20 protein-coding genes are annotated in these 24555 nt (G+C 35.8%); 6 read left to right on the forward strand and 14 right to left on the reverse strand.

All coding sequences use genetic code 11. The features are described from left to right. Nucleotides 1-7 precede the first annotated feature (7 nt). The 6 genes from mrdA to tgt form a co-directional block, all read right to left on the reverse strand. Entirely contained in the window at nucleotides 8-1852 is a 1845-nt protein-coding gene (gene mrdA / locus CGC49_RS01165; RefSeq protein ID WP_042008425.1) for a penicillin-binding protein 2, read from the reverse strand. Then, entirely contained in the window at nucleotides 1849-2355 is a 507-nt protein-coding gene (locus CGC49_RS01170; protein ID WP_042008424.1) for a hypothetical protein, read from the reverse strand. Before CGC49_RS01170 ends, mrdA begins: the two co-directional genes overlap by 4 nt. Beyond that, complete coding sequence (mreC, locus tag CGC49_RS01175; RefSeq protein ID WP_042343266.1) at nucleotides 2348-3181, reverse strand: rod shape-determining protein MreC; 834 nt, start codon at nucleotides 3179-3181, stop codon at nucleotides 2348-2350. The genes CGC49_RS01170 and mreC overlap by 8 nt, the downstream gene beginning before the upstream one ends. Nucleotides 3182-3414: 233 nt before the next feature. After that, on the reverse strand, nucleotides 3415-4443 hold the full coding sequence (locus CGC49_RS01180; protein ID WP_042008422.1) for a rod shape-determining protein: 1029 nt from the start codon (nucleotides 4441-4443) through the stop codon (nucleotides 3415-3417). A 233-nt stretch (nucleotides 4444-4676) separates the two neighbouring features. Further along, nucleotides 4677-5756 carry an LptF/LptG family permease gene (locus CGC49_RS01185; RefSeq protein WP_042008421.1) on the reverse strand — a complete coding sequence of 360 codons (1080 nt, stop codon included), beginning with the start codon at nucleotides 5754-5756 and terminating at the stop codon, nucleotides 4677-4679. A gap of 28 nt (nucleotides 5757-5784) precedes the next feature. Next, nucleotides 5785-6915, reverse strand: coding sequence for a tRNA guanosine(34) transglycosylase Tgt (gene tgt, locus CGC49_RS01190; protein WP_095911669.1), 1131 nt, complete (start codon nucleotides 6913-6915; stop codon nucleotides 5785-5787). 204 nt (nucleotides 6916-7119) lie between these two features. Between tgt and metG the strand changes: the two genes are divergently transcribed. From metG to CGC49_RS01205, 3 genes are all read left to right on the forward strand, one after another. Then, the gene (metG, locus tag CGC49_RS01195; RefSeq protein WP_095911670.1) at nucleotides 7120-9183 is read left to right on the forward strand and encodes a methionine--tRNA ligase; all 2064 of its coding nucleotides are present in this window, start codon (nucleotides 7120-7122) and stop codon (nucleotides 9181-9183) included. 250 nt (nucleotides 9184-9433) lie between these two features. Continuing rightward, nucleotides 9434-9679 carry a hypothetical protein gene (locus CGC49_RS01200; protein ID WP_042008417.1) on the forward strand — a complete coding sequence of 82 codons (246 nt, stop codon included), beginning with the start codon at nucleotides 9434-9436 and terminating at the stop codon, nucleotides 9677-9679. Nucleotides 9680-9803: 124 nt separating this feature from the next. Then, on the forward strand, nucleotides 9804-10628 hold the full coding sequence (locus tag CGC49_RS01205; RefSeq protein WP_095894416.1) for an N-acetylmuramic acid 6-phosphate etherase: 825 nt from the start codon (nucleotides 9804-9806) through the stop codon (nucleotides 10626-10628). 16 nt (nucleotides 10629-10644) lie between these two features. Here the strand turns inward: CGC49_RS01205 and prmC are convergent, their stop codons facing one another. The 6 genes from prmC to CGC49_RS01235 all read right to left on the reverse strand — a co-directional run bounded on the left by prmC (nucleotide 10645) and on the right by CGC49_RS01235 (nucleotide 17565). Continuing rightward, nucleotides 10645-11490 carry a peptide chain release factor N(5)-glutamine methyltransferase gene (gene prmC, locus CGC49_RS01210; protein WP_095911671.1) on the reverse strand — a complete coding sequence of 282 codons (846 nt, stop codon included), beginning with the start codon at nucleotides 11488-11490 and terminating at the stop codon, nucleotides 10645-10647. A gap of 4 nt (nucleotides 11491-11494) precedes the next feature. Continuing rightward, entirely contained in the window at nucleotides 11495-12451 is a 957-nt protein-coding gene (locus CGC49_RS01215) for a glucosaminidase domain-containing protein (protein WP_095911672.1), read from the reverse strand. Beyond that, nucleotides 12444-13370 carry a 1-aminocyclopropane-1-carboxylate deaminase/D-cysteine desulfhydrase gene (locus CGC49_RS01220; RefSeq protein WP_232745189.1) on the reverse strand — a complete coding sequence of 309 codons (927 nt, stop codon included), beginning with the start codon at nucleotides 13368-13370 and terminating at the stop codon, nucleotides 12444-12446. The genes CGC49_RS01215 and CGC49_RS01220 overlap by 8 nt, the downstream gene beginning before the upstream one ends. 21 nt (nucleotides 13371-13391) lie before the next feature. Continuing rightward, nucleotides 13392-14570, reverse strand: a complete 1179-nt coding sequence (locus CGC49_RS01225) for an acetyl-CoA C-acyltransferase (RefSeq protein WP_095911674.1) — start codon at nucleotides 14568-14570, stop codon at nucleotides 13392-13394. A 167-nt stretch (nucleotides 14571-14737) separates the two neighbouring features. Continuing rightward, entirely contained in the window at nucleotides 14738-15676 is a 939-nt protein-coding gene (locus CGC49_RS01230; protein WP_042346359.1) for a bifunctional riboflavin kinase/FAD synthetase, read from the reverse strand. A gap of 119 nt (nucleotides 15677-15795) precedes the next feature. After that, nucleotides 15796-17565, reverse strand: coding sequence for a long-chain fatty acid--CoA ligase (locus CGC49_RS01235; RefSeq protein WP_042346361.1), 1770 nt, complete (start codon nucleotides 17563-17565; stop codon nucleotides 15796-15798). Nucleotides 17566-18099: 534 nt separating this feature from the next. Here CGC49_RS01235 and CGC49_RS01240 point away from each other — a divergent pair. Then, nucleotides 18100-18717, forward strand: coding sequence for a hypothetical protein (locus tag CGC49_RS01240; RefSeq protein WP_095911675.1), 618 nt, complete (start codon nucleotides 18100-18102; stop codon nucleotides 18715-18717). A 168-nt stretch (nucleotides 18718-18885) separates the two neighbouring features. After that, nucleotides 18886-19797, forward strand: coding sequence for a bifunctional UDP-sugar hydrolase/5'-nucleotidase (locus tag CGC49_RS01245; protein WP_042008568.1), 912 nt, complete (start codon nucleotides 18886-18888; stop codon nucleotides 19795-19797). A 3-nt stretch (nucleotides 19798-19800) separates the two neighbouring features. Here CGC49_RS01245 and CGC49_RS01250 read toward each other — a convergent pair whose 3' ends face one another. Both CGC49_RS01250 and CGC49_RS01255 read right to left on the reverse strand, forming a co-directional pair. Beyond that, nucleotides 19801-20421, reverse strand: a complete 621-nt coding sequence (locus CGC49_RS01250; protein ID WP_042008567.1) for an L-threonylcarbamoyladenylate synthase — start codon at nucleotides 20419-20421, stop codon at nucleotides 19801-19803. Nucleotides 20422-20662: 241 nt separating this feature from the next. Then, nucleotides 20663-22051 (reverse strand): dipeptidase, encoded by a 1389-nt coding sequence (locus tag CGC49_RS01255; RefSeq protein ID WP_095893204.1) that lies wholly within the window; start codon nucleotides 22049-22051, stop codon nucleotides 20663-20665. A 1261-nt stretch (nucleotides 22052-23312) separates the two neighbouring features. Between CGC49_RS01255 and queA the strand changes: the two genes are divergently transcribed. Further along, on the forward strand, nucleotides 23313-24362 hold the full coding sequence (gene queA, locus CGC49_RS01260; RefSeq protein WP_095911676.1) for a tRNA preQ1(34) S-adenosylmethionine ribosyltransferase-isomerase QueA: 1050 nt from the start codon (nucleotides 23313-23315) through the stop codon (nucleotides 24360-24362). The last annotated feature ends 193 nt before the right edge of the window (nucleotides 24363-24555 follow it).

The raw sequence follows: 24555 nt of genomic DNA on the forward strand, positions 1-24555 counted from the left end.
TACATTCTTAATCTTTTTTCAACTGCTTAGCATATTCACTTTCCAAACTTCGTTCGAACATACGCTTTTCCAAGTCAGTACGCTTCACTTCACCATTGAGATATTTTTCAATCATCAAAGAAGCTACTGGCCCTGCGATGCGTGAACCAAACGAACCATTTTCAACAAACACAGCTATGGCTATTTTAGGATTTTCTAAAGGTGCGAATGCTACGAAAATGGAATGATCTTCAAGTTTTGTGCGTACTCCATTGATTCGGATAAAGTTCTCAGCTGTTCCTGTTTTTGCTGCTACATCTACCCCTTCAATGACAGTACCTCGTGCCGTTCCATAATTATAGGTCATATTCATCCCTTGAATAATAGGTTCAAAGTGTTTTTCGTCTATAGTGGTATGTTTAGGTTTAGTAAACTGTTCAAAAGGAGTTACCTGACCATTTATTTTCTTCACTATGTGAGGTGTGTAAAAATAACCACGATTAGCCACAATAGCCATCACATTTGCCAACTGAATTGGAGTGGTAAGCAATTCTCCTTGCCCAATTGAGTTGGAAACGTTATTCGAACTAGTCCATCGACCTACCCCATACGCCCTGTCGTAAACGGATGCGTCAGGCACTTTTCCTGGACGACCAATGGGAAAATCGCTTCCCAAAAAACCTCCTAAACCAAAACTTTTGAGATGATTCGCCCAAGCATCCATCCCAATAGCTGTTTTAGGGTATTTTTCAATCGAACGCCTATAAGAATTGGCAAAATAGGAATTACATGAAAATGCAATTCCGTGATACAAATCATTACTTGAACGACCACAATGACAACGCATCACACGATTTCCATAGTGATAGCCACCACCACAACTGAATCGGGTGTTTGGATCAATCACTCCTTCCTGTAAAGCAATCAAAGCGTTCACTACTTTAAAGGGTGAAGCTGGTGGATATTCAGCCAATAAAGCTCTGTCATACAAAGGTTTAGCAATTGAATCTTGGTATAAAGCTGTATAATTTTTGGAGCGTTGTCGTCCCACCAATAAATTAGGGTCGAATGACGGAGCAGAAACCAACGCTAAGATTTCACCCGTTTGAGGCTCAATAGCGACAACGCCACCTCTCTTGTTTTGCATGAGCTGCTCTCCATACGCCTGTAAATGAATGTCGATGGTCAATTGCAATGCTTGTCCCATCACAGGAAGCGTATCAAGAGCGCCATTCTTATAACTACTTATTTGACGATTATGTCTGTCTTTTTGGAAGTAACGCACCCCTTTTTCTCCTCGTAAAAAAGTCTCATACTGTTTTTCAACACCTTGTCTACCAATAAGTTCCCCCGAAAGATAATATGAATTTTCTTTCAATTCCCATTCGTTTACCTCACTGATATACCCTAGAACATTCCCTGCATTATGAGTCAAATAGTGTCGTAAGGCTCGTTTCTGGATATAGAACCCGTCAAACTTTCGCAATTTTTCTTGCAAAACTGCATAGTCAGCTTTTGATAATTGATTTACTAAAACGGAAGGTTTTCGATAGGAATATTTTTTAGCCTTTTTCAAACGTTCTTCAAAAACTTCTTTGTTGATTGACAGCAAATTACATAGTTCCAAGGTATCAATACGTCTTACCTCGTTGGGGATAACCATCACATCATAAGCAGGTTGATTCGATACCAATAGCTCTCCATTTCTATCATAGATATAGCCTCTTTCTGGATAATCATAAACCACCTCAATCGCCACATCCGCATCAGGACGCGCATCTTCATTGAAGGCGATAACCTGTAGATAAATCAATCGCAATGAAAAGATAATACCAGTTAAAATTATAGCGAAAAAAAGTAAATATTTTCTCATTTTTTCGTATTGCTAAATATGTAAATAAACAGCAAGCAAACAACCGTTGTGAAGAAAGAAGCCACACCAATCCTCGCAAAAGTAGTAAGCAAATGATTAAAATTAAAAATTTCGAGAAAATAAAATAAAATATGGTGTAATATAACCAATAAAACTACGTAAACAAGCACCTTTGTAAATGGATGCTGTTGTAATTTTATTTCTTGATAGTCTAGATTTTTCCCAAAAACCAAAGTTAAAATACCTGACCTAAAATAGGCTACAAACACACTACTTGCTGCATGCAAACCTCCTGTGTTAGAAAAAATATCTACACACAATCCTAATAGAAAAGATGCAAACAGAAAAGGAACTCTGTTTTCTCGATAAGGAGATAAAATGATAAACAACAGATAGACCATCGGATTAACATACCCCCAATAACTAATATTATTAAAAATAAGAACCTGCAATAGCAGTAGCACGACAAACAATACAGTATTCTTTATAAAAATATTATTCATAGGAGATCTGGTTTTCTAAATTATGAATCTCTTGTTTATCCTTATTTTCAATGATATACACAAAATCAATCTTTGCCATATCGGTGAAAAGTTCCACATCAATCACATATGAATTGTCCATCTGACTTCTGTTAATAGCTACAATTTTCCCTACGGGAATCCCTTTTGGAAAAATGTTTGACATTCCTCCCGTTATAACAGTATCTCCTTCTTGAATAGGTGCAATATTTGGTATATCAACTAATTGCACAACATTAATTCTATCTCCGTTCCATTTCAAAGAACCAAAATGTCCTGAGTTCTTAACCATAGCATTTAATGCTGATTTGGTATTCAAAACACTTTGCACGGTCGAAAAACGGTTTCCCGTATTTTCAATGATTCCAACAATTCCTTTAGAAGAGATAACTCCCATATCCTGGGTAATACCATCTTTCGCTCCTCTGTCAATGGTCATGTAGTTTTTACTATGTAAAAAGCTATTCCTGATTACATTAGCCTTTCTAACTTCATATTTCAAAGAATCAAAAAACTGCAGTGAATCCATAAAAACATAACGACTTTCGTACTGTTGCATTGCCAACAATTGCCTACGAAGTTCTCTATTTTCTTCGCTAAGCATTTCATTCTGAGTACGCAGATCAAAATACTGACGCCAATAATTTGTAAATCGATAGAATGTACCAGAAACAGCATTTGCTGAATTGATGAATTTACTTTGGGGATAAAAATTATCTCTGAAAATCAATGATATAGAAAAAGAAAAAAGCAACAAAAACATGAAAAAATTTTTCTTACGTATAAAAAACAAAATGATTTGTTGCATAATTTCGTAAAAATATAAAATTTATTTGATTGTTTATTTGATTTTACATTAGACGTAACTTGCCAGAGACAATGTTATACTCCAATGGCGAACGCTCACCAAGAACAAAAACTCAGACAAATTTCCTTTATTTATATTTGCATATCAGCAGGATATATTCAAAACAATAAATTCCTGCTGAAAAACAAAACTTTCATCTCTATATGAAATATAGATTCACGGAACCTCATTTACTATTTCAAGAGAATACTTCTGAATTTATTGATATTTTTGAGTGTAATTCCCGTTCCACGAACTACAGCTCGCAATGGATCTTCAGCAACATACACAGGTAAATCAGTTTTGAGAGAAATACGCTTATCTAAACCACGAAGCATAGCTCCTCCACCAGCCATATAAATTCCTGTGTTGTAAATATCAGCTGCTAACTCTGGAGGCGTTTGCGAAAGGGTTTCCATAATCGAATCCTCAATACGCAAGATGGATTTATCCAAAGCCTTAACCATCTCACGGTAGGATACTTGTACCTGTTTTGGCTTTCCTGTTAGCAAATCACGACCTTGCACACTCAAATCATCAGGGGGAGATTCTAAATCTTCAGTGGCTGCTCCAATGGTGATTTTGATATTCTCAGCCGTACTTTCCCCTACATATAAGTTATGCTGCGTACGCATGTAATGCACGATATCAGAATTAAAAATATCCCCTGCAATTTTCACTGATTTATCACAGACAATTCCCCCTAAGGCAATTACAGCAATTTCTGTAGTTCCCCCTCCAATATCTATAATCATATTTCCTTTGGGTTGCATAATATCCAACCCAATACCAATAGCGGCTGCCATAGGTTCATGAATCAAATAAATATCTTTTCCGTTCACGCGCTCACAAGATTCGCGTACAGCACGGGTTTCCACCTCTGTAATCCCCGAGGGAATACAAACTACCATACGCAACGAAGGTGAAAAAAAACGTTTTTTCAATGCAGGAATACTACGTATGAGCATACTAATCATCTGTTCTGATGCGTCGAAATCAGCAATAACTCCATCCTTCAACGGACGTATAGTCTTAATATTGGGATGCGTTTTTCCTTGCATCAATCGTGCTTCTTTACCCACAGCGATGATTTTGCTGGTGGTTCGATCTTGTGCCACTATTGAGGGACTATCAACCACGACCTTGTCATTGTGGATAATTAACGTATTCGCTGTTCCTAAATCTATCGCTATTTCTTCTGTTAAGAAATCAAAAAAGCCCATATTTATCTTATGTGTATTACTTTATTTTTTTATATATCAATACCCTACAAAGGTAAGCATTTTTTGTGAAATTAGACTGCAAGTTTAAGGAAAAAAAAGGGGTTCTGCAAATAAATATGGTGAAAATCATATAAAAAGAACGGCATAAATCATATACTAAAAAAGTTGTTCAAATAATCCACATCATTTTTACGATATAATTTAAAGTTCATCACTTCATATCTATTTAATTATTAATGCTTTATAGTCCTAAGTAAATATAATGCTAATGCTAAAAAAATCGCATTTGGGATGATGACTGCTGTCAATGGGGATATTCCCGAGGTTTCGGCAAGTGTTCCAAAAACACGATCAAAAAATATAAATATAAATCCAATAGCGATTCCAAACGCTAAGTTTGCTCCCATTCCCCCTCTGCGTTTTACAGAAGAAACCGCTACTCCAATAAACGTAAGGATGAATGCCGTAAACATCAATCCCCAACGACGATATTTCGTTAATAAATAAAGATTTATATTAGGAGAACCCTTCATTTTTTCTCGTTCAATAAATTTGTCAAGTTCAAAAATATTTTTGCTTTCAGCAGCATATTCAACAGGCATCAAATCGTCAATAGTAAAAGCAAACAAGGTGTCAAGCTCATATCTTTTTTCTAAAATCTCCCCTTGTTCAGTGAGTGTTCTTTTGACGTAATCCGTTAAACGATATGTTTTTACACTGTCATTTTCGATCCACTTAATGGATTGTGCCATAATTTTGTGTTTCAAGTGTACTCCGTCAAAATGCTCTACTGAAAAGTTATATCCTGTTTTGGTTTCATAGTTGAATGAACTCACGTAGAGATAGTCATTTTCGGAGAACTGGTTGTACAAATCAGTCACACTGGTAGTATTCTTACTTCCTAAATATTTATCGTAGAACTCATTATAAATCTTACTGGCTGCAGGAGTTATGAACATCCCCATAAAGAAAACAATGATCGAAATGATTGTAGCTCCGATGAGATAAGGCTTCAAAAATCGATTGAATGAAATTCCTGAACCAAGTATTGCAATAATTTCAGTGTTATTAGCTAACTTGGAGGTAAACCATATGATAGATAAAAATAAGAAAATTGGAAATAAAATGTTGGCAAAATAGATAGTAAAACTTGCGTAATAAATCAAAATTTCGTCAATAGGTGCATTCCGACTTATCATCTTATCCACTTTTTCCGACAAATCCACTACAATTCCAATAGGAATAAAAAGAATGATAAGCGTAAAAAATGTGGCTAAATAGCGTTTTAATATGTACCAATCTAATATCTTCATACTCATTTTATTTCAATAATAACCATACTTACAAGCGGGTACTCATTTGTCGTATCATTTGTTCTTTCCAAATGCTGAAATCACCGGCCAAGATGCGTTGTCTGGCTTCTCGAACTAACCAAAGGTAAAATCCTAAGTTGTGAATCGAAGCAATTTGTTTACCAAGATATTCATTGGCAGCAAAAAGATGTCGCAAATAGGCTTTGGTATACTGCACATCCACAAACGTATGTCCATCAGGATCAATGGGTGAAAAATCATCTTCCCATTTTTTATTTTTGATATTAATAACTCCTTGTGAGGTAAAAAGCATACCATTCCGAGCATTACGCGTTGGCATCACACAATCGAACATATCAACCCCCAACGATATGTTTTCTAATATATTAATAGGAGTTCCTACTCCCATCAAGTAGCGAGGCTTATCCTTAGGGAGAATATCACAAACTACTTCGGTCATTGCATACATTTCCTCCGCAGGTTCCCCTACGGACAATCCACCAATCGCATTTCCGTCGGCTCCTTTGGAAGCAATGTATTCCGCTGATTGTTGGCGTAAATCTTTATACACCGAACCTTGTACAATAGGGAATAAACTCTGAGAATAGCCATATTTGGGAGGTATTTTTTCCAAATGAGAAATACAGCGGTCAAGCCAACGATGCGTCATCGCCAATGAACGTTTTGCATATTGATAATCACAAGGATAGGGAGTACATTCATCAAATGCCATAATGATATCTGCTCCAATACTGCGCTGAATTTCTATCACATTTTCGGGTGAAAAAAAATGGTATGACCCATCAATATGACTTTTAAATTTTACACCCTCTTCTTTAATTTTTCGGTTAGCCGCCAAAGAATAGACCTGATACCCCCCGCTATCGGTTAGAATATTTCTGTCCCAATTCATGAACTTATGTAAGCCCCCTGCTTTTTCTAAAATCGCAGTTTGCGGACGTAAATACAGATGGTAGGTGTTTCCTAAAATAATATCCGGATTGATGTCCTCTTTGAGTTCTCGCTGATGCACCCCTTTCACCGATGCTACTGTACCTACTGGCATAAATATAGGGGTTTCAATCACTCCATGGTCTGTGGTGATTTTTCCTGCTCGAGCCTTTGTTTTTTCGTCTGTTTTTAGTAATTCAAATTGCATATTTTCTCGTAAGTCAAGGCTTACAACTTTTTTAAAATGAGTTCAATTCGGCAAAAATACGAAATCAATTACGAAATGCGAAAATTAAATGTAAAAAAATATGCTTGAGGGTTGAATCTAAGTGATCTTTATCAGAAAAATATTTTTTGACTATTTTTAAATATACACTATCTTTGCCAACTCATAGTTATATTCAAAAGAAACATGGCAAAAAGAATTACAATCACAGCGGCATTGCCCTACACCAATGGCCCCATTCATATCGGACATTTAGCAGGAGTATACGTTCCTTCGGACATCTACGCACGTTATCAACGTCTGAAAAACAACGATGTAGCCTTCATTTGCGGAAGCGATGAGCACGGTGTAGCTATCTCTATTAAAGCAAAAAAAGAGGGAATCACTCCACAAGAAGTTATCGACAAATATCATGCTATCATCAAACAATCTTTTGAAGATTTCGGAATTTCATTCGACAATTATTCCCGAACTTCTCTACCCATACACCACAAAACAGCGGCTGATTTTTTCAAAAAACTCTATGACCAAAATGATTTTATAGAGGAAGTATCACAACAACTCTATGACGAAAAAGCACAGCAATTCTTAGCCGACCGTTTTGTGATAGGCACTTGCCCAAAATGCAACAATCCTGAGGCGTATGGTGATCAATGTGAAAAATGTGGTAGTTCCTTAAATGCCACAGACTTAATCAATCCAAAATCATCTATCACAGGTACTACTCCTACCATGCGTGAAACCAAACACTGGTTTTTACCCTTGAACAAATACCAAAAATTCATCGAAGAATGGATTTTGAAAGGTCATAAAAAAGACTGGAAGCCAAACGTTTACGGACAAGTAAAAAGTTGGTTAGACGATGAGTTGAAACCACGTGCAGTCACACGCGACCTGGATTGGGGAATTCCGGTCCCCGTGGAAGGTGCTGAAGGTAAAGTACTTTACGTTTGGTTCGATGCTCCCATCGGCTACATCTCTTCAACCATTGAATGGGCAGAACGAGAAGGTAAAGACTGGAAACCCTATTGGAAAGATAAAGACACAAAATTAGTCCATTTCATTGGTAAAGACAATATTGTATTCCATTGTATCATTTTCCCTGCCATGTTGAAAGCCGAAGGGTCGTATATTTTGCCCGAAAACGTACCTGCCAACGAATTTTTAAATTTAGAAGGCGATAAACTTTCTACATCTAAAAACTGGGCTGTTTGGCTACATGAGTATCTGCAAGACTTTCCAAATCAGCAAGATGTATTGCGTTATGTTTTAACAGCCAATGCACCTGAAACCAAAGATAACGACTTCACTTGGAAGGATTTTCAAGCACGAAATAATAATGAATTAGTAGCTATTTACGGAAATTTCATAAATAGAGTGATGGTTTTAACACAAAAATATTACAACGGAAATGTACCAACACCAAATAAATTTTCCAACACAGATTTACAGGTATTAGCTACGTTAAAAGAATTCCCGAACATAATATCTAACTCTTTGGAATCCTATCGCTTCCGTGAGGCATCACAAGAGTTAATGAATTTAGCTCGTTTGGGAAACAAATATCTCGCTGATGAAGAACCTTGGAAACTTATCAAAGAGAATCCTGAGCGTGTAAAAACACAAATGTATATCGCTTTGCAAGTTGCAGGAGCTTTAGCTGTCTTAAGTGAACCTTTTTTGCCTTTTACAGCTGAAAAACTATGCAACATGCTTAACTTTAACAATTTACAGACAAAACCAACATGGAACAGTATCGAAATAGATCAACATATCATTCCTGCTAATCACACGTTAGGGAAATCTGCTTTGTTATTTGAAAAGATTGAAGATGATGCTATTGAAAAACAATTAGCCCGTTTGGAAGCTACGAAATCAGCAAATAAAGCACAAGTTGTAGGCAATATTGAACCTCAAAAAGAATTGATTTCATACGAAGATTTTGCAAAAATGGACATCCGTATCGGAACTATTTTAGAGGCAGAAAAAATGCCTAAAGCTGACAAATTATTAATTTTAAAAGTAGACACAGGAATTGATGTTCGCACCATCGTTTCTGGAATCGCCACAAGTTTCAATCCACAAGATATTATCGGCAAGAAAGTAACCGTTTTGGTTAACTTAGCTCCAAGAAAATTGCGTGGTGTAGAAAGCCAAGGAATGATTTTAATGGTTGAAAATACAACAGGACAGTTTGTATTCCTAAATCCTGATGCGGATCAAATTTCCAATGGAACGCCTGTGAAATAGTTTAGAAACTCAACGTTCGTATCCTCGTTAATCAGAGATAAAAGAAAATGCATCAAATCTAATTATCACAAACACATTGAGTTTCGAACTTAGTTTAATTTATACCTTTTATAAATAAGTTTTAACTGTAAACAATCTAAATATATATAACTCATTTTCAGTTATTTAAATTGTTTCTATATTCATTTCATCGTACCTTTGCATCAGAATTTAGAAGTTAAAATAATGTTGAATTAAAAAATAAAAGGTTATGGCTATCAGATTGACAAACGGTTGTGTAAACTGCCAAAATTTACAGGAAAATAATGTATGTAGTGTTCACCATACAAAAGTAGAAGCTAAATATACTTGTGACAGCTTCGATATGACAGTAGCAGCGAAAGATGCTATCAGTTGTGGTACATGCGTTCGTTTCAAAACTGCACAGTGTGCTCATCCAGCAAAAGCATCTGCTGAAATGTTATGCTCGTCATGGGCTCCAGGAGCAAAAGCATAATTTGTTCATATTAAATAGACTGATTTTTTAGAAAAGCTACTCTTTATGAGTGGCTTTTTCTTTTTACATAATTTTCTATTTTGCTAAATTTATTCCTATATTTGCCATACAAAATGGAACCTCAATGAGTTTATATCGAAAAATTACGGAGGAGACTTCGGCTTATGATAATCTTGAAGAAATGGACGTCAATTCTTTGCTCCATAACATGAATAACGAAGACCGAAAAGTACCCGAAATGGTTGCTTTAGCCATTCCTCAAATTGAAAAATTAGTGACCGCCCTAATTCCTCGTTTTGAACAAGGCGGACGGCTTTTTTACATTGGAGCAGGAACCAGCGGACGCCTTGGAATCCTTGATGCCTCTGAAATACCTCCAACCTACGGAATGCCCCACGATCGAATAATAGGACTTATTGCAGGTGGCGACTCCGCTATCCGAAAAGCTGTCGAATTTGCTGAAGACGATCCTTTACAGGCTTGGAAGGACATTACTCCATACTCCCCTACTCCAAACGATTGTGTAATTGGTATAGCTGCTTCTGGAAGTACTCCTTACGTGATTGGTGGCGTACGAGAAGCCCGTAAAAATGGATTGCTCACAGCTTGTATAATCAATAATCCAAACGCTCCGCTTTCCAAAGAGGTGGATATTCCTATCGAAATAAATGTAGGTGCTGAATTTGTCACAGGAAGCACTCGAATGAAAAGTGGTACTTCTCAAAAGTTAGTACTTAACATGATCTCAACCGCTCTTATGATTAAAATTGGTCGGGTGAAAGGTAATAAAATGGTCAATATGCAATTAAACAACCACAAATTAGTGGATAGAGGTATCCGATTTGTTATGGATGAACTCCAAATAGATTACCCCATTGCTGAACAACTTTTAAAAGAAAATGGTTCAGTAAAAAAAGCAATAGACGCATACCGCAAACAACTATATTAACTGTTACGAAAAAAAGCTATAACATAGCCTTTATCATCCTTGGATTGCCATGCAAATCGTTACGCAATTGAACCTCGGAAAAGCCTTTGGCATATAACATGTTAACAGTCTCAATTCCTAAATATTGATTAATTTCAAAAAAAAGTTTTCCCTTGGGGGCTAGTGATTTCTGAGCCAAATCAGCTATTTTCTCGTAGAAGATAAGTGGATTTTCATCGCTTACAAACAAAGCCAAATGAGGTTCATAACCCAATACATTTTGCTTCATTTCTTGTTTTTCCAAATTGCGAACATATGGGGGGTTCGACACGATAATGTCGTATGTATGTAACAGGGTGTCTGTTTGTAAAATATCTTGATGTATAAAACGGACAGAGACTCCATTTTCTACTGCATTTTTTTGAGCTATACTAAGAGCCTTTTGTGAAATATCCAAGGCACTAATCTTTGAAGCAGGTCTTTCTTTAGCAATTGAAATAGAAATACACCCACTGCCACACCCTATATCCAATATATTGTATTGTTGATTTTCAGAGGTTTCATCAAGAATCCAAGCTACCAACTCCTCGGTTTCCTGCCGTGGAATCAGTACACCTTCATTTACAAAGAAACGATTTCCGAAGAAGAAAGTTTCTCCAAAAATATATTGAATGGGTTTTTCAATAAAAAGTTCATCAATTGCGGTCAAAATACACTGCTTTTCATCGACAGAAAGATCTTTATCGGGATACAGATGTACTTCAGTTCGAGAAGAATTCGTATAAAATTCTAACAAAAGAAAATAGAGGGATTGTAGTTCCCTCGATTCGTATTTCTCACTTAATTTATAGACAAGATACTCTTTTAATTGTCTGAAATTCATGAATTTAATTTAACCTCAATTCCTGACCTACTTGTAAATTATTACTTGTAATGTCATTCAAATTATTAAGTTTCATAATCTGATTAACGGGTACTTTTTGTTCTCTCGAAATTTTGTAAAGCGTATCCCCTGCTTGTACCACATAGTAAACTGGACTTCCTTCAGTTGATGGTTTTGCAAATGTCTCTACTGGCTCAACTACTGGCTCAACTGCTTTAACGCTGTCTTTTTGAGTCTGTTGGGTACGCAAAGCGTCTGTAATAGCAATCCCTTGATTATCAGCCTTGATCACAAGATTGTCATACTCATAGAGTTTATAACGCTTAATGATAGCAATCAACTTTTGAGCATATTGAGGATCGGTGGCATATCCTGCTTTTTTGAGTCCATGAGCCCATTTTTCATAATCATTGATGGCTAAAGTGAACAACGAAGCATAGCGACTGCGATTTACCAGAAACTGTGAATGGTCTTCAAACGATTCAAAAGCATATTTATAACGGCGGAAACATTCTCCCTTTTCATCATCATCATGAGTAATCGTTTTACCTTTCCAAGCAGAATGACACTTGATTCCGAAATGATTATTACCATACCGTGCTAAACGTCCTTGCCCTGAAGCACTTTCTAAGATTCCTTGAGCTAAAGTAATACTTGCTGGAATTCTATAACGTTGCATTTCTACCATTGAAATTTCTTTGTAATCCTCTATATATTTGAGTGTTACAGCAGTTGTCACAGGCATTGCTGGTGGAATTTCGTGATATATTTCCTCCGAACTTTCGTATTTCTTTAATTTCTCATTGACAAGTTCTCTAGTCTTCTTGTCTATATTTTTAGGCATAGGACGTTGTCCTCGATGAGTTACTTTTTTGGGATTTTTCGGATTTTTGTAATATCTTGAAGAACAAGACGCTAAAATCGACAAAAACGCCAACAAAAATAGTATTTTTTTAAACATAATTCAAGATTTCTTTACTTTTCCTTAATCTCCTCTCATTAAATCCTGCAATTCCTTGCAAACCTCCTGTGTGAATCGCAAGTATTTTTGTATTCGGTTCAAAATACCCCTGGTTTGCGAGGGCAAAAATAGCAAAAATCATTTTACCCACATAAATTGGGTCTAAAGAAATATTCGTTTTTTCGTTAAAGTTATTCAAAAATCGTATTAAATCATCGTTAATCTTTGCATATCCGCCAAAATGGTAATCGTGTATGAGCTTCCAATTGTTTTTTGAAACATATTTTTTAATGACTTCTTCTAAAAATTTTCCTTTCAAAGCAGGAAACCCCAAAACCTTCTGATGTGGAAAACTGCTGTTTATCAATCCTGCCATAGTTCCTCCCGTACCAACGGCTGTGCAAATTACATCAAATGAAGCATCATCGGAAATCAAAATTTCTTGACAACCCTGTACAGCCAGAATGTTTGTCCCTCCCTCTGGTAACACATAAACATCTGTACCATAATTGTGTAACAAATTATTTAAAAACTCTAAGCTGTCTTTTAATCGATATTCTGTTCGGGTTACAAATCGAAATTCCATACCACAACGCTGTGCAAATCTTAGAGTTGGATTTTCATGAATTTTGTCGAACAACTCTTCCCCACGAATCACACCGATGGTTTTCAATCCCATCAACTGTCCTGCAGCAGCAGTAGCGGCAATATGATTAGAATAAGCTCCTCCGAAAGTGAGTAATGTATTTTTTTGCTGTTTTTTAGCTTCTAAAATATTGTATTTCAACTTCCTAAGTTTATTCCCTGATACAAACGGATGATTTTTGTCTTCTCGTTTTAAATACAAAGAAATTCCATTGGGCAAATGTAAATTAACTTGCTGATTTTCAATAGTTATGTCAGAAAATATATCCATCATATTTCAGAAAATATTTAACTCCTAAAAAACCTCAAAAATTCCGGCTGCTCCCTGACCTGTACCCACACACATAGAAACCATTCCATACTTCTGGTTACGGCGTTTCATTTCATCAAATAGTTGCACTGAGAGTTTTGCTCCCGTACACCCTAACGGATGTCCTAAAGCTATCGCTCCTCCATTCACATTAATAATTTCAGGATTCAAATCCAATTCTCGAATTACTGCTAAGGTTTGTGCCGCAAAGGCCTCATTCAACTCAATCATTTGAATGTCAATGAGTTGTAACCCAGATTGTTTCAAAGCCTTAGGAATAGCTTTAACAGGCCCAATCCCCATAATACTTGGTGGTACACCTGCAACGGCATATGTTATCAATCGAGCTATAGGATTAATATTCAGTTTTTTGACTAATTCCTCACTCATCAGCAACAAAAAAGCAGCTCCATCACTTGTTTGCGAAGAGTTTCCTGCCGTAACACTACCTCCTTTTGCAAAAACAGGTTTTAGTTTTGCTAATGCCTCTAATGAGGTATCACTACGTGGCCCTTCATCAGTTTTAAAGGTGTATGTTCGTGCGGTACGAATCCCATTTCTAAGTAGCACTTCCTCTACTTGAATAGGTGCTATCTGACCCTCAAATCGTTTTTCGGTCAGAGCTTTGACTGCCTTTTGATGCGATTGAAACGCGAACATATCTTGATCTTCTCGCGAGATATTAAACTGACAAGCTACTTTTTCGGCGGTAAGTCCCATTCCCCAATAGAAATCTTCATTCCCTTGCATAACTGATTTATAATCGGGTGAAGGACGGTATCCTCCAAAAGGGATATAACTCATACTTTCCACGCCTCCCGCTATGATGCAGTCTGCCATACCAGACTGAATTTTTGCCATTGCAATAGCAACACTTTCTAGTCCCGATGCACAATATCGATTAATGGTCATCCCAGGCACTTGGTCGGTCTGCAAACCCATTAAGGAAATAATCCTTCCCACATTTAGCCCTTGCTCTGCCTCGGGAACAGCACTCCCTACAATGACATCATCAATCATAGTTTTATCAAAATCAGTCATTTGTGAAATCATATAGGCAATAGTTTCAGCCGCTAACTCGTCGGGACGCTTGAAACGAAGCAATCCACGAGGAGCTTTTCCAACAGCCGTACGATAGGCTTTTACAATATAGGTTGCTTTCATAATGTTGCTTATTTAACCATAACATTCAACAACGAAGACAAATTCTTGTGCTAACTGACCTTATTTTTCAAAAGTTTATTTTAAAAAATAGAGATACAGAACTTCTAAAATTTGGATTCTTGAAGTAATAATATCAACAAAATCAAATTCTGCGAAAAAACGATTATTTAGAAATCTTTTAAGGTGCTGATAAACTTCCTCGAAATAATTTCATCTTGTTGCAACTGAGCTTTTAAAGCTTCTATTGAATCAAATTTTTGTTCAGTGCGATGGTATTGTAAAAAATAGATTTGTAGGGTTTCTCCGTATATATCTTTATCAAAATCAAAGAAAAACACTTCGATAGAAGGCTCTTTGCCTGGTATAGTTGGATTCTTTCCGATACTCATCATGCCATATATCTTTTTGCCACTGATGATGCTATAAACGATGTAAATACCATCTTTGGGAATTAGCTTGTACGGAAAATCTACCTGAATATTAGCTGTGGGGAAACCTATTTCCCTACCAAGTTTCATGCCGTGAACAACTTGTCCGGTAATCAAAAAAGGGCTTCCAAGGTAGTCCCATGCTTTCTTCACATCGCCTTGAGCTAAGGCTTCGCGTATTTTGGTAGAACTAACCGATACTTCGTTTATTTCCTTTGCTGAAATTTCTTCTACTTCAAATCCGTATTGTACTCCAAATTGACGCATATCATCAATATCAGCTGTTCGATTTCGCCCAAAGCGATGATCGTACCCAATCACTACTTTTTTCATATTCAGAGTTTTAACTAAAAACTCCTCCACAAATTCCCGAGCCGACATTTGTGAAAATTTTTCATCAAACGGATGGGTTATCAATTGGTCTATACCTAACGTAGACAACTTCTGACTTTTCTCTTCCAAGGTATAGATCAATTTCAAATCATTACAGTGTTGTACTACCATTCTCGGATGTGGAAAAAAAGTAAAAATGGTTGAGTACCAATCTCTTTGGTTAGCTTCTTCCACCAACTTTCGAATAATTTTTTGATGCCCCAAATGCACCCCATCAAATGTTCCGATGGTAATAACACTTCCCTTGGAGGCTTTGAATTTGGAAATATCGGTTATCTCTTTCACGTACAGTTGTTATATTTTCTTGTAGTTGGCTTGAGATTGTATACTATCTTTGCATACAAAAATCTTTACCAGCTAGAAATTCAGGTGAAACTCTATTTGTTGGTCGTTAAACTTTTAAACTAAGCGTAAAACGATTTATAAAGTTCGGAATATTTTTCTTTAATAATACGACGTTTTAGTTTCAAAGTTGGGGTCAGATGCCCTGCGTCAATGCTCCACTCATCGGGTGTAAGTCCAAAAACTTTGATCTTCTCCCATTGCCCTAAATTCTCGTTAGCCCGCTCAACCTCTTTTCTAATTCGGTCAAATAATTTTTTGTTGGCTATTATTTGCTCATTGCTACTTTCAAGATTAATTCCACGGCGTTTTGCCCATTCTTTCACAAAAGGGAAATTCAATTGAATGATTGCCGCAGGCATCTTTTCTCCCTCACCCACCACCATGGCTTGTTCAATGAATCTGGATTGTTTCAAAAGACTTTCAATACGTTGTGGCGTAATGTACTTTCCTCCCGATGTTTTGAAAATTTCTTTCTTACGGTCGGTGATTTTTAAAAATCCTTCTTTGTCCAACTCCCCAATATCTCCTGTATGGAAATAACCATCAACAATAGCCTGTGCAGTCATTTGAGGATCTTTAAAGTAACCTAACATCACGTTGTCTCCTTTACAAAGAATTTCGCCGTCTTCAGCAATTTTCACCTCAACATTGTTGATAGGTTTTCCTACAGTGCCTATTTTCAAATATTTACCTGATTTTCGATTCACAGAAATTACGGGAGATGTTTCTGTAAGTCCATATCCTTCAACGATATTCAATCCTGCAGCACAAAATACTCGATTTAAACGATTTTGCAATGCGGCACTTCCCGATACAATCAATTGCAGTTCTCCCCCCAAGGCCTCCTGCCACTTTTTGAATATCAATTTACGAGCAATTCCCAATTTAAAACCATACCAAAAGCCATTCGCTCCATAAGGTTTATATGCAAAGCCCAAATCCAAAGCCCAGAAAAATAATTTCTTTTTAATGCCAGAGAGTTCCGTACCTTTGGTATAAATCTTATCATATACCTTTTCAAGTAAACGCGGAACGACTGTCATCAAATGAGGTTTTACTTCCTTAATATTTTCTCCCATTTTTTCAATGGATTCAGCAAAATGAATTCGCATGAAATTATACTGATAGAAATATGTCAGCATACGTTCAAAAATATGGCATACAGGCAAAAAACTCAAACAACGAGAACCTGCTTTTATGGGAAGCCTGTCTTCACAGTTTAACACATTGGAAATTATGTTTTTATGTGACAACATCACTCCTTTCGGACGATCTGTTGTTCCTGAAGTGTATATGATGGTAGCTAAATCTGTTCCATGAATTTGTTTTTTATAATTTTCAACTTCGGGTTGGTTACTTTCATCAACACCCAAGTTTAAAATTTCTTTCCAACTGTGTGCATAAGGAACAGTGTCAAAGGTGTAAATCCCTTTCAAATGAGGTAATTTATCTTGAATTGAGGTAATTTTATCAAGCAATTGTTTATCAGAAACAAAGCAATATTTACATTCTGCGTGATTGAAGATATATTCGTAATCTTCCAATGAAATAGTTGGATAGACGGGTACGTTTTGAGCACCTATTTGCAAAATACCCATATCTAAAACGTGCCACTCAGTGCGATTATTGGATGAAATGACTGCTATTTTATCATCTTTTTCCACTCCTAAACGTAGCAAACCTCGACTAACTTGATTTATTTTTTGAATATAGGTTTCAGTGGACGTTTTTTCCCATTTTCCGTCGTATTTTGTTACAAAAGCATCTTCCAAAGGAAAGTTTTTTAGCTGATAATACGGAATATCAAACAAACGGGTAACTTCATTCATTTTGCTCAAAATTTTAAAATCAACACGCAAAGTAACAATAAAAAGTGGTAAAAACAATTTTTTTTGACATTTTTTTGTCGATATTTGGATTTAACTTTTTTATTATTGATTGATTTACAGAACAATAAATCAGATGAAATATAAAAAAACAATACAATCATAACATTAGTATTTTAGCATTAGTAAAGTTTTGTAAAACGATTATTCAAATTTGATTTGTACATTAAAACAAACCAGAAATGACAACACTTTTTGAAGATAATCTTCTTAATTTGAGCAATATAACGAAAAAATAAAATATTTTCGGTAAATCATTAGTAGACTATCTTTACAAAACAAATTATGGTTACATATAAATTGTCAGTGAAATTCTTTACGAATACAATTCTGTTTTCTATAGGATTTGGCACCTTTTTTACTATATTTGTGCTTTAAGAATCTGTGGAGCATAACTCTACCGTTATTTATATTTCACAAAATCACAACCTTATTATTTAATTATCAACGCTTTATACAACAATACCTAGATATTTTATGAAGAGATTTACATTTTTACTATGCATCGCCTTTTTAAGCATTACTTTCGGACAGGAAAAAATAAAAGTAACTTCCGTCTATGGCAGTGAAAACAAAGAGGTACAAGTTTTATTAGATTTTGAAAATATCTACATCCAAACCCTTACCTTTCACGGGGCTACTATCAAAGGCAAACATTATGAAGTTACAATTTCAGAGTATGAAAACGGAAACCTTGTAAGAACAGAAACACTATTTGATGGTTCGGAGTCTGATTATTTCAGAAATCAATCCAATACTTTGCCCCTTACATTCTTCTTTAAAATGGCAGACGGTAAATTTAAAGGATTTTTGCGAGGTGAACGCTTTGGTAGTAAAAAAGTATATTTTGATTTGAAAAGTGAATCGGATATGTACGTTTTAAAGGATTTCTTTGGTTCATCAAATGAATGGTTTTTTACGTCTGCCACCAATAAAGCTACTGCTATTTTTGCTATCATTACCCCGAAAATCAATCCTGATGGCTCTGGCTCATACTGTGAAGTTGCCCAGTCAGATGTTGCTCCCGAACGTTTCGGTACGCACTTTCTCATTCCGCATTACTTTTTAGTGTCCATTCGATTTAAGGAAAAATAACCCGTAAACGACGCTTTCAAAAAGAAAACATAAAAAAAACAAAAGTACTTATTGAATTTTCTACAATAAATTCATACCTTTGCGGTAGATGACTTTGGTCAGAACACAAAATTTTTCAACTATAAAATAAATTGTAAATAGCAGAATCGCAATCATAGAAAAGAAATTATGAAGAGAAGAGTTTTTATACGCAATGTGGGAGCTTCGTCCTTATTTGTGGGGTTGGGAGGTTTGTCGTTAGCAATGAAGCCTGATAATATAAAGAAAATCACTATTTTACACACAAACGATACGCATAGCCATATCGACCCACAACCTGCCAATGCTCCTAAGAACCCAAATCGTGGAGGCGTAGCACGAAGAGCTTATTTGGTTGAACAAATTCGTCGTGAAAACCCAAACACATTACTGTTTGATGCTGGAGATATTTTTCAAGGAACTCCTTACTTCAATTTCTATGGAGGAGAACTCGAATTTAAGTTAATGTCCATGATGGGATACAACGCCTCTACCATTGGGAACCATGATTTTGATAATGGAATTGATGGACTGTACGCTCAATTGCCTCATGCTAAATTTGATTTCTTAATCGCAAACTACGATTTTTCAAATACTCTAATGGACGGATACACAAATCCTTACAAAGTGTATGTGATTGATGGTATTCGCATTGGAGTTTTCGGACTGGGTGTAAAATTAGAAAATTTGGTCAGCAAACAGAATTACAAAGAAACTGTTTATTTAGATCCTTTGGAAATCGCATTGGATATGGAGCGTAAACTCAAAGAAGAAGAAAAATGTGACTTAGTAATTTGTCTTTCCCATTTAGGATATGATTACGTAGATAGAAAAAATCAAATCTACGACCTTAAAATTGCAGAAGAAACGTCACATATAGACCTCATCATAGGCGGACATACACATACGTTCTTAACTGAGCCTACTTTAGTAACAAACAAAAAGGGGAACACCACCTTAGTAAACCAAGTGGGTTGCTTTGGAATTCAGTTGGGACGTATCGATTTTTACTTTGAAGAAGGTAAAAATACAGGTAATAAATCAGTTAGTATTGAAGTGTAGATATTAAAAAATGTCTACACTTCCCTTGCCCTCACGAACTACAACGGGTTCATCACCAGATAAGTCTATAACGGTTGAAGCCACGTTATCACCGTATCCTCCGTCGATAACGGCATCGACCCTGTTTTGCCATTTTTCAAAAATAAGTTCAGGGTCGGTAGTATACTCAATCAAATCATCCTCATCATAGATAGAAGTGGACACAATCGGGTTTCCAAGCCTTTCAACGATGATACGGACTATATTATTATCGGGAATACGGATTCCTACCGTCTTTTTCTTCTTAAAATCTTTCGGAAGATTATTACTGCCAGGAAGAATAAATGTATAAGGTCCAGGCAAAGCTTTCTTTAATATTTTAAACGTAGAACTATCAATCTGCTTAACATAATCAGAAAGATTGCTTAAATCGGCACAAACGAATGAAAAATTTGCTTTCTCCAACTTTATTCCTTTGAAACGAGCTATTTTTTCCAAAGCCTTGGTGTTAGTAATGTCACATCCCAATCCATAGACCGTGTCTGTTGGATAAATAACTAATCCACCTTCGCGGAGAATCTCCACCACCTTAGCTATCTCTTTCTCATTCGGATTGTCATTATAAATACGTATAAACTCTGCCATATTTTTAAGTTTTATGATTTATTGAATTACGGATTCAATGCTGCTTCAAGGCTTAAAATCCTTTTATTGCTTATTTACTGAATGTATCAATATAGTAAAGTCACCCAACGGAAACACCCTTGTAGAAATCGCATATCAAAAACAGACCACAATCGAAATCAATAAATAGACACGCAATTCCTACAAAGATGTTTTTATACAATCTTATAAAGTTTTGAATTATAACATTTTAAAATCACACCTATTCGTTAGGTTTCGCAAAAAAATGGTAAAACCATGGTATAGTTTCAATTCCTTTTAAGAAGTTGAAAACTCCAAAATGTTCATTAGGCGAGTGAATCGCATCACTATCCAAACCAAACCCCATCAAAATAGATTTACTACCTAATTCTTTTTCAAAAAGAGCTACAATCGGAATACTTCCTCCTGAACGCACAGGAATTGGGTCTTTACCAAAAGATTGCTTATAGGCCTTTGCTGCCGCCTGATACCCTACTGAATTTGTAGGCGTTACATATCCTTGTCCTCCATGATGTGGCTTTACAGTCACTTTGACTCCTGCAGGAGCAATACTCTCAAAATGCTCTTTGAACAGTTGTGTAATCTCTTCCCAATTTTGATTAGGTACTAATCGCATTGATATTTTAGCATATGCCTTACTCGGAATAACGGTCTTAGCTCCCTCACCAATATATCCTCCCCAAATACCATTTACATCCAAAGTAGGACGAATGGAATTGCGTTCGTTAGTTGAATAGCCTTCCTCTCCATAAACATCTTCAATGTCCAAGGCTTTTTTATAATTCTCCAATGAAAAAGGTGCTTTTGCCATTTGATTGCGTTCCTCTTGTGAGAGTTCTTCTACTTTATCATAGAATCCTGGTATGGTAACTCGCTTATTCTCATCATGTAAAGAAGCAATCATTTTTGTCAAAATATTTATCGGATTTGCTACAGCTCCGCCATAGAGCCCTGAATGCAAATCGCGATTAGGTCCAGTAACTTCTACCTCAACATAGCTGATACCACGAAGCCCTGTCGTGATTGAAGGTGTATCATTAGCAATCATCCCTGTATCGGAAATCAAAATAATGTCGTTTTTGAGTTTTTCGTGATTGCGTTTTACGAACCAACCCAAACTTTCAGAACCTACCTCTTCTTCTCCTTCAATCATAAATTTCACATTGCAAGGTAAATTGCCCGTTTTCACCATATATTCCAAGGCTTTAACGTGCATATACATCTGCCCCTTGTCATCACAAGCTCCACGAGCAAAAATAGCACCTTGTGGATGTTTTTCAGTGGTTTTAATCACTGGCTCAAAAGGATCAGAATGCCACAAATCAATAGGATCAGCAGGTTGTACGTCATAGTGACCATACACCAAAACAGTAGGCAATGCAGGGTCTATGATTTTCTCACCATACACAATTGGATAACCTGGGGTGTCACATATCTCGACTGTATCACATCCTGCTTTTTCTAAAGCATTTTTCACAGCTTCAGCGGTGTTTATTACATCTTGCGAATATGCTGAGTCGGCACTAATCGACGGAATTTTAAGAAGTTGAATCAGTTCATCAATAAATCGTTCTTTGTTTTCTTCAATATAATTTTTTACAGTTTCCATATATTTTTTGATAAATAAATCGCTCAAAGGTAAGAAGAATATCTAAAAGTTACAAGTTATTCATAAAAAAGATTGTCGTGCAGACTCAAACTCGAAGTGCAATTTTTTGTTCTCTGGCATACTACTGAATTGTCTTTTCACCCATTTGAGCAACGGCAAAGACTACGAAAATCATGGTAGTTAGTATTCTGTCAAAAGGAAATAACTTTCTTAATTATTGAGAAAAAAGAAACCAATTTCAGTATTTAACTACATATCTTTTTTATCTATTAGATTTTGATTTTCAATGTTTTTCGGTGATTTCTATCGGCATTGGAGACAAAGTCCGCTCTGCGGAGTATATGAGAGTTAATTTTTAGTGAAGTATCCACAGCCTTGAAATGAAATTCGCCGACCTTGTGGGGGCAATTTTGGTTTCACATAATAAGCCTTCGCTTACTATGTTTCAACACAAAAGTACAAATATGAAAATAAATAATGAACTCAAAAAATAAATATGTATTTATTATTGAAATGGAGTCAATCCGAATTATTTAACGATGTTACTTACGGATTTAAGATAAAAATAATTGTCTTTCAGAACAATGGAGGTCTCTTCAGCTCGAATTAAAATCCGAAAATGCTGTATTTTATAGGCGAAAGATGTTTTGCTTAACTGAATTTATACATTGAAACAAGACTAAAAAGATTGATTCGAATTAAATCGGAAAAACATTTAAAATGAATTTACTATTCCTTAGAATCCCTGCTTTAAGATTCTAAATCACAACAACTCAAAATGTTTCAAAAAAGCACTATTTTGTTCGTACGGAAACAAAAGCTAACTTTTGAAGAGTACAGATTAGGAGCTGGGGACATTCAGAAATTTCTGACTGCCGTATGAATCGGCTCGAAATTCTCTTACAGTTCTGTGGTTACTTTTGCATCCTACAAAGATCAAGGTGATACCTAATTGTAGAAATGGATAACAGTAATCATGATAGCTTCATTTGGAACACTCACATTGGTTTTTGTTCCTTTATCTGACGAAAACATTGGGATTATCAGGTCAGATAGGAACCTAAAACGTGCATTCCGCAAAAATACGGGTTTGATATCAAGTTTTAAAGAATAGAGAGAAAATAATAAGATAAAATATTAAATTTCAATCGCTTAACATTACACTTGAGAAATAATCTTATAATTACTTGACAAAGCCTATTTTGAAAACGTATATTTGCAGACTTTTTATGGAAAAATATACGGTTTTATACATCACACAATGAAATTATCAAATTTTAATTTTGAATTACCTAAAGAATTATTGGCTGAATATCCGAGTGAAAATCGCGATGAAGCACGTTTGATGGTTGTACATCGAAAAACAGGATTGATTGAGCATAAACTTTTTAAAGATGTCATCGATTATTTTGACGATGGTGACGTTTTTGTACTGAACAACACCAAAGTTTTTCCTGCTCGGCTCTATGGTAATAAAGAGAAAACAAAAGCAAAAATTGAAGTGTTTTTACTTCGTGAATTGAATGCAGACCAGCGTTTATGGGATGTGCTTGTAGACCCTGCTCGAAAAATACGTATTGGAAATAAATTGTACTTCGGAAAAGACGACAGTTTGGTTGCTGAAGTAATTGATAACACTACTTCCCGAGGACGTACACTCCGCTTTTTATATGATGGTTCTTACGAAGAATTCAGAAATAAACTCACAGAATTAGGTCAAACACCACTTCCAAAATATATTTCAAGAGCCGTTGAACCTGAAGATGAAGAGCGTTACCAAACTATTTACGCGAAACACGAAGGAGCTGTTGCAGCTCCAACGGCCGGATTACACTTCTCCAAACATTTGATGAAACGATTAGAAATCAAAGGAATAAATTTTGCAGAAGTAACTTTACACGTAGGTTTAGGAACTTTCAGTCCTGTTGAAGTTGAGGATTTGTCAAAACACAAAATGGACAGCGAAGAGATGTTCATTTTAGAAGACCAGACTGAGATTATCAATAAAGCCAAACGTGCAAAAAATAGAGTTTGTGCTGTTGGAACAACGGTAATGAGAGCCTTAGAAAGCTCTGTTTCATCAGAAAATACGGTAAACCCTTATGTGGGATGGACAAACAAATTTATTTTCCCACCACACGATTTCAGCATTGCCGATGCCATGATAACGAATTTTCACACACCAAAATCAACCCTGCTAATGATGATTTCAGCCTTTGCAGGACACGATTTGATTATGAAAGCATACAAGGAAGCGGTACAAGAAAAATATAAATTTTATTCCTACGGAGACGCTATGTTGATTTTGTAATAATACAAATAAAATTGAGGAAATGTGGTATTACACTGAATATCAAAAAAATATTTTACAAAAAACATACTATTTCTTTGGTTATTAGAAAAATAATATTTAATATTGCACGCTCTTAGATAGCATTTACAAGAGAATAAGAGAGAAAAATAATGTTTAATCATTCAAGTGAAAATTTGCTAATCTCTTGATT

Source organism: Capnocytophaga sp. H4358 (genome assembly GCF_002302515.1).
Taxonomy (GTDB): Bacteria; Bacteroidota; Bacteroidia; order Flavobacteriales; family Flavobacteriaceae; genus Capnocytophaga; species Capnocytophaga canis.